The organism is Streptomyces sp. SID3212 (assembly GCF_009865405.1).
Taxonomy (GTDB): Bacteria; Actinomycetota; Actinomycetes; order Streptomycetales; family Streptomycetaceae; genus Streptomyces.
Genome location: NZ_WWJY01000588.1, coordinates 1 through 5,713, shown reverse-complemented (window position 1 = coordinate 5,713; position 5,713 = coordinate 1). Strand labels below are relative to the sequence as shown.

Genomic DNA, 5,713 nt, shown 5'->3' with positions numbered 1-5,713 from the left:
CTCGTCGGCGCTGGGCCGCAGCGCGTGGGCGTCGGCGACCACGCCCACCACCCGGTCCGGCAGGCCGGAGCTGTCGGCCACCACGCGGCAGCGCAGTTGGAGCCAGCGCAGCTCGCCGGTGATCCGGCGGACGCGGAACTCCAGTTCCCGGCTGCCCGAGGTCACCTTGCCCGGTTCCATCAGGGACATCAGCGCGGGCAGGTCGTCTGGGACGGAGTGCGCCAGGAGGGTCTCCACGCGGCCGTCGAAGTCGTCCGGCGCCATGTCGACCAGTTCGAGGACCCGGGCGTCCGCCTCGATCCGACCGGTGCGGAGGGCGAGGCTGAACTTCCCGATCCGCAGTGCGTCGGGAGGGGCGGCGGGCAGGACCGGCGGCGGCGGGCGGCCGGCGGTCAGGACACTGCCCGGCTCCCCGTGCGCTTCGAGGCGCGCGGCGACCTGGTCGGCGTACACCTCCAGGAAATCGCGCCGCTCGACGTCAAAGCCCCCTTCGTCGTCGTCCACCACGAGCAGGCAGCCCAGCCGCCAGGGCAGCGCGCCCAGCGAGATGTCGACCGGGAGGGTCCGCTGTCCCGTCTCGCCGTACGAGGCGAGTTCGCCGGGACCGAGCCAGAGGGGGTGCCCGGTGCAGTACGCGTCGGCGACCGGCGACCTGCTCGACAGGGCGTACAGGTCCGGCAGCGGGATCCGGTCGCGCAGCCGCCCGGACGACTGGGCCAGCCGCAGCGCCCTTCCGCCCGCGTCCAGGACGTAGACGGCGACGAGCGCGGCGCCGGCGAACGCCAGCATCTGCCCGGCGACGGCCTCCTGCTCGTCCGTGCCCGGCGGCAGACCGCTGTGGGCCCCGCCTGCCGGGTCCGCCCACAGCCTCGGGACTTCGACCTCGGTGCCACCATCACCGGACATTCCGCAGTATCACCTACGTCCCATCATCCACTCGCGGCGTACGTGGGGGCCAGTCCGGCGGCGCCACCGGTACGGGGACCTTGGTGTCATCCGTACGGCCCGGGGCGTCGTCGTGCCGGCTACCACCCAGTTTTGCCGCTGACCCGCGCGAGCGCCATCACCGCGACGCCACGAGCTGCCCGCCGGAGCGGGACCGGCCGGCCGGTCCGGGGGACCGTTCGTGCCGGGACCGGGGGACCGCCGCGCCCTCCTGCCCTAAAAGGATTCGCCCGGGCCGGTCCGCAGCAGCATGAGGGAGGTGTCCAGCGCCGCCTCCAGGTGGGTGATCGCTCCCGTCGACATCAGGATCGCCACCCCGCCCTGGATTCCCGCGACCATCGCCGCCGCCGTGCGGTCGGCGTCGAGCCGCGAGTCGGCCCGGCCGCTCTCCTGCATGCGCACCACGCCGGCCCGCAGAGCCGCCTGCCACCGCTCGATCAACTGTCCGGTGAGCGCCTGCGCCGCCGGTGTGGCGCGGCCCAGTTCGGTCATCAGCACCCCCAGGGGGCAGTGGACGCCCTGCCGCTCGTAGCGCCGGACGACCGCGTCCCGCCAGTCCTGCCACGCCTGCCAGGTGCCCAGGTCGGAGAGGTACGGCTGCTGGTCGTCCAGGACCTGTCCGGCCTCGTGGGCGGCCACGGCGAGCAGCAGCTCCTCCTTGCCGCCCGGGAAATAGTGGAAGATCTGGCCCTTGCTGGTGGAGGTGCGGGCGCGGATGTCGTCCAGCGTCGTGCCGGCGGCGCCCCTGTCCCGGATCTCGGCCGCCGCGCCCTCGACGATGCGGTTCCTGGTCGCGGCTCCCTTGGCGGTCGGTGTGACCCTCCCGCCCCGCGCGGGCCCGTGTCGCTCGGGCATGAGTCTCCTTTTCTGGACTTGCCGGTCCATTTTATGCCCGCGAAGGTGGGGAGCCGACCGAGAGGAAGGTGCGTCACGTGCGAGCGATAGTGGTGGAGCGGCTGGGAGGACCGGAGGAGCTCCGGATCGCGGAACGGCCGGACCCGTCCCCCGGGCCCGGGGAGATCCAGGTCGGCGTCACCGTGGCCGGGGTGAACTTCATGGACACCGGGGTGCGCCGGTTCGGACCGTCGGCGGGCCGGGTTCCGTTCGTCCCCGGCGCCGAGGGGGCGGGACGGGTCACCGCGCTCGGTGAGGGCGTGACCGGACACGCCGTCGGGGACCGGGTCGCCTGGGTGGGCGGCGGCGGCTCGTACGCCGAGCGGCTGGTGCTGCCGGCCGCGCGTGCGGTGCCCGTACCGGACGGGCTGTCCGACGAGACGGCGGCCGGCGTGATGATGCAGGGCATCACCGCCCACCACTTCACCACCGAGGCGGCGCCCGTGGAGCCCGGGCAGGTGACGCTGGTCCACGCGGCGGCCGGCGGGCTCGGCCAGAAGCTCACCCAGCTCGTCAAGGCGCGCGGCGGTCGTGTCATCGGGCTGACGTCGAGCGCCGCGAAGACGGACGTCGTACGGCGGGCCGGGGCGGACCACGTCGTGGTCTCCACCGGGGGCGCGTTTGTCGAGCGGGTCAGGGAACTGACCGGCGGGGAAGGCGTCCACACCGTGTTCGACGGCGGGGGAGAGGCGACGTTCCGGGCCTCGATGGAGGTCCTCCGCCGGCACGGCACACTGCTCTACTACGGGCCGTTCATCGGCGCGGTGCCCGTGGTGAGCCTGCGGGACCTCCCCCGCAGCATCAAGCTCTGCTACCCGGTCTTCCTCGACCACATCCCGACCCGTGAGGCGTTGCTGCGCCACACCGCGGAGATCTTCGGCATGGTCCTGGACGGACGGCTCCGGGTGGACATCGGCGGGCGCTACCCGCTGGAGGACGCCGCGCGGGCGCACCGTGACCTGGAGTCGCGCGCCACGACCGGCAAGCTGCTGCTTCTGCCCTGAGGCGTACGGCTCAGGCGGGATCCTGGGTGGCCTGGGGCCGCGGAGGCGTACGGGTCAGCAGTGCGGAGAGGTCGTGCACCTCGGCCTCCGCGCGCCGCGCGGGGACGCCGGCGGCGATCAGCGTGGCCGTCGCCGTCGCCGTACCGTCGTCCTGCCAGGCCTCCGCGCCGACGCTCTCGATCAGCGACAGCGCCATGGCTTCCAGGGCCGCGCTGAGGACACGCGGGGGCACGTGCGCGGGGAACGCGCCGAGGGACTGTCCCCGCTCCAGGATGCTCGTGACCTTCTCGCGCGAGGGCGCGAGCAGTTCGGAGACCCGCTCGACCCCCAGATCGCGCCGGGCCAGCCCGATCAGCATCCGGTAGCGGTCCCCCACGGGCCAGATGCCCAGGACGAACCGGGCCAGGGCCCGCTCCGGCGGGTCGTCCGGCGACACGGAGGTCTTCACCGCCTCGCCCAGGACCTGCGACACCTCCTGGGCGACGGCCTCCAGCAGGGCGGGGCGTCCCGGGAAGTGCCCGAAGACGGTCCTTCGTACGACTCCGGTGGCCCGGGCCACGTCCTCCAAGGTCGCGTCGGGGTTGCGGCCCAGTTCGACCTGGGCGACGGCCAGGATGCGGGCCCGGTTCGCACGGGCGTTGCGGCGCTGGGGCTCGGGGGCGGTCTTAGTCATGGGAGATCCAGTCTGCACATCGATGGGCAGAGCCGCAATCTTCAGACGCGGCCATGACGCGGGGGTGCGGCGCGATATTTGCCCACGGGTGAGCAAGAAGCTAACGTGCACATCGTTGAGCAAATAAGAGCTGTCGCTCCCTGAAGGAAGCCCCCATGCCTCTCCTCGCCTCGACCCCGGTCGACCAGATGCGCACCCCCTACTCCAGGAGGTGGTGGGCGCTCCTGGTGCTGTGCCTGAGTCTCCTGATCATCGTGATGGCCAACACCGCGCTCATCGTGGCCGCGCCCGACATGACCCGGGACCTCGGCCTGGACAGCAGCGGGTTGCAGTGGGTCATCGACGCGTACACCGTCCCCTACGCGGCGCTGATGCTGCTCCTGGGCGCGATAGGCGACAAGTACAGCCGCCGGGGCGCGCTGGTGGCCGGCCTCGTCGTCTTCGCGGCGGGCGCCGTGACGGGGAGCCTGGTCGACTCCACCGGGGCCGTGATCACGGCCCGGGCCGTCATGGGGGTCGGAGCCGCGGTCATCATGCCGGCGACCCTCTCCCTGCTGGTGGCGACCTTCCCGCGCGAGGAACGGGCCCGGGCGATCACCGCCTGGACCGCCACCTCCGGCCTCGGCGTCGCCTTCGGGCCGCTCATCGCCGGATGGCTGCTGGAGGACCACGCGTGGGGCTCGACGTTCCTCATCAACGTGCCCATCGCGCTCGCGGCGATCGTCGGCGCCTTCGTCCTGGTCCCGCCGTCCCGCGCCCGCGACATGGGCCGGATCGACGTCGTCGGCGGCCTGTTGTCCATCGTCGCCGTCGGAGCACTGGTGTACGCCATCATCGAGGGGCCGCACTTCGGATGGGGTACGGGTCCGGTCGCCGCGGCCGTCCTGGCGGGCCTGGGGATCGTCGGCTTCGTCCTCCGGGAACTGCGCCATCCGCACCCGGTGCTCGACGTACGCAAGTTCCGGGACCGCGCGTTCAGCGGATCGACGATCGCCGTCCTGATGTTCTTCCTGGGCACGTTCGGCGCCCTCTACTACATCACCCAGCACCTCCAGTTCGTCCTGGGCTACAGCCCCCTCGAAACCGGCGTCCGCATGCTGCCGCTCGCCGCGGGCGTGTGTGTCGCCGCGGCGGTGACCGGGCGCCTGACACCGCTGCTCGGCATGCGGACGACGGTGGTCACGGGCATGGCCGTCGGCACGGTCGGCGTGCTGTTCCTGACCCGTATCGACGCGGGTTCCACGTACGGCGACTTCCTCGCCCCGTTCGTCCTGCTCGGCTTCGCCGTCGGACTGAGCGTCGCGCCCTGCACCGACACCATCATGGGCTCCTTCCCCGAGGACCAACTGGGCGTGGGCGGAGGCGTCAACGACACCGCCCTCGAACTGGGCGGCTCGCTCGGCATCGCCATCCTCGGCTCCCTGCTGGCGACTTCGTACCGCGACAACCTGACGGACGCCGTGGGCACGGCACTTCCCCCGGAGCCCCTCGACGCCGCCCGCGACTCGATCGGCGGAGCCCTCGCCGTGGCCGGGGAACTGGCCCACAACCCCCAGGCGACCCCGGCCCAGGCACAGGGCCTCGTCTCGGCGGCCCACGCCGCGTTCTCCGACGCCATCGCCACCACCAGCCTGGTCGGCGGCATCATCATGGCGGCCGGCACGATGATCGTCCTGGCCCTCCTCCCGGGCCGCAAGCACACCGGAACACGCGACGCGGCTTCCGGAGCCGACCGTGCGACGACGCCGGTGGCGTAGCGGGATCCGGCGCGGAACCCGTGCGGGGGAGCGGCGGCGGTACTGTGCCGGGCAGGCGAGCGGGCGGGGGCACGGGGTATGGGCGGAACAAGCGTGTGGCAGATCGCCTGCCGACTGGCCGGAGCGGCGCTGCTCGTCTGCGCCGCCGGTTGTGGCGGAGCGTCAGGGACTCCCGGGCCAGAGGCGCGAGCCGGCTGGCGGGACTGGGTCGTCGGGTCCGCCGGTCCGGCGCCGTCGGGCAGGTGCCTGCCCACCGAACGGTTGTTGCTGTGCCCCGTGGCACCGGCCGGCTTCGTGGCGCGCTCCGCCTCCACCGGCGAGGTCGTGTGGCGCGTCGGCGCGGACGCGGCGAAGGGCAGGAACGCCGGGGCCGCGGTGGACGGGAACCGTGCCGTCGCCGCCGGTGGACGCACCCTCCGGGCCGTCGATCCGGCCGCCGG

5 protein-coding genes are annotated in these 5,713 nt (G+C 73.2%); 2 read left to right on the top strand and 3 right to left on the bottom strand.

What is annotated here, in order from left to right:
• Together GT042_RS17685 and GT042_RS17680 are read right to left on the bottom strand one after the other, a co-directional pair.
• A partial coding sequence (locus GT042_RS17685) for a PAS domain-containing protein (RefSeq protein ID WP_161309679.1) occupies positions 1-906 on the bottom strand: 906 nt, incomplete at its 3' end.
• A gap of 255 nt (positions 907-1,161) precedes the next feature.
• On the bottom strand, positions 1,162-1,800 hold the full coding sequence (locus GT042_RS17680; protein WP_161309678.1) for a TetR/AcrR family transcriptional regulator: 639 nt from the start codon (positions 1,798-1,800) through the stop codon (positions 1,162-1,164).
• Positions 1,801-1,877: 77 nt separating this feature from the next.
• Between GT042_RS17680 and GT042_RS17675 the strand changes: the two genes are divergently transcribed.
• Complete coding sequence (locus GT042_RS17675) at positions 1,878-2,843, top strand: quinone oxidoreductase (protein ID WP_161309677.1); 966 nt, start codon at positions 1,878-1,880, stop codon at positions 2,841-2,843.
• Positions 2,844-2,853: 10 nt separating this feature from the next.
• Here the strand turns inward: GT042_RS17675 and GT042_RS17670 are convergent, their stop codons facing one another.
• Positions 2,854-3,516 carry a TetR family transcriptional regulator gene (locus GT042_RS17670; protein ID WP_161309676.1) on the bottom strand — a complete coding sequence of 221 codons (663 nt, stop codon included), beginning with the start codon at positions 3,514-3,516 and terminating at the stop codon, positions 2,854-2,856.
• 155 nt (positions 3,517-3,671) lie between these two features.
• Here GT042_RS17670 and GT042_RS17665 point away from each other — a divergent pair, with 155 nt between their 5' ends.
• Positions 3,672-5,273 carry an MFS transporter gene (locus GT042_RS17665; RefSeq protein ID WP_161309675.1) on the top strand — a complete coding sequence of 534 codons (1,602 nt, stop codon included), beginning with the start codon at positions 3,672-3,674 and terminating at the stop codon, positions 5,271-5,273.
• Positions 5,274-5,713 lie beyond the last annotated feature (440 nt).

Bases quoted from the DNA above. Each gene is read 5' to 3' on its own strand.
- GT042_RS17665 (WP_161309675.1), top strand. From the start codon at position 3,672: ATGCCTCTCCTCGCCTCGACCCCGGTCGACCAGATGCGCACCCCCTAC.
- GT042_RS17670 (WP_161309676.1), bottom strand. From the start codon at position 3,516: ATGACTAAGACCGCCCCCGAGCCCCAGCGCCGCAACGCCCGTGCGAAC.
- GT042_RS17680 (WP_161309678.1), bottom strand. From the start codon at position 1,800: ATGCCCGAGCGACACGGGCCCGCGCGGGGCGGGAGGGTCACACCGACC.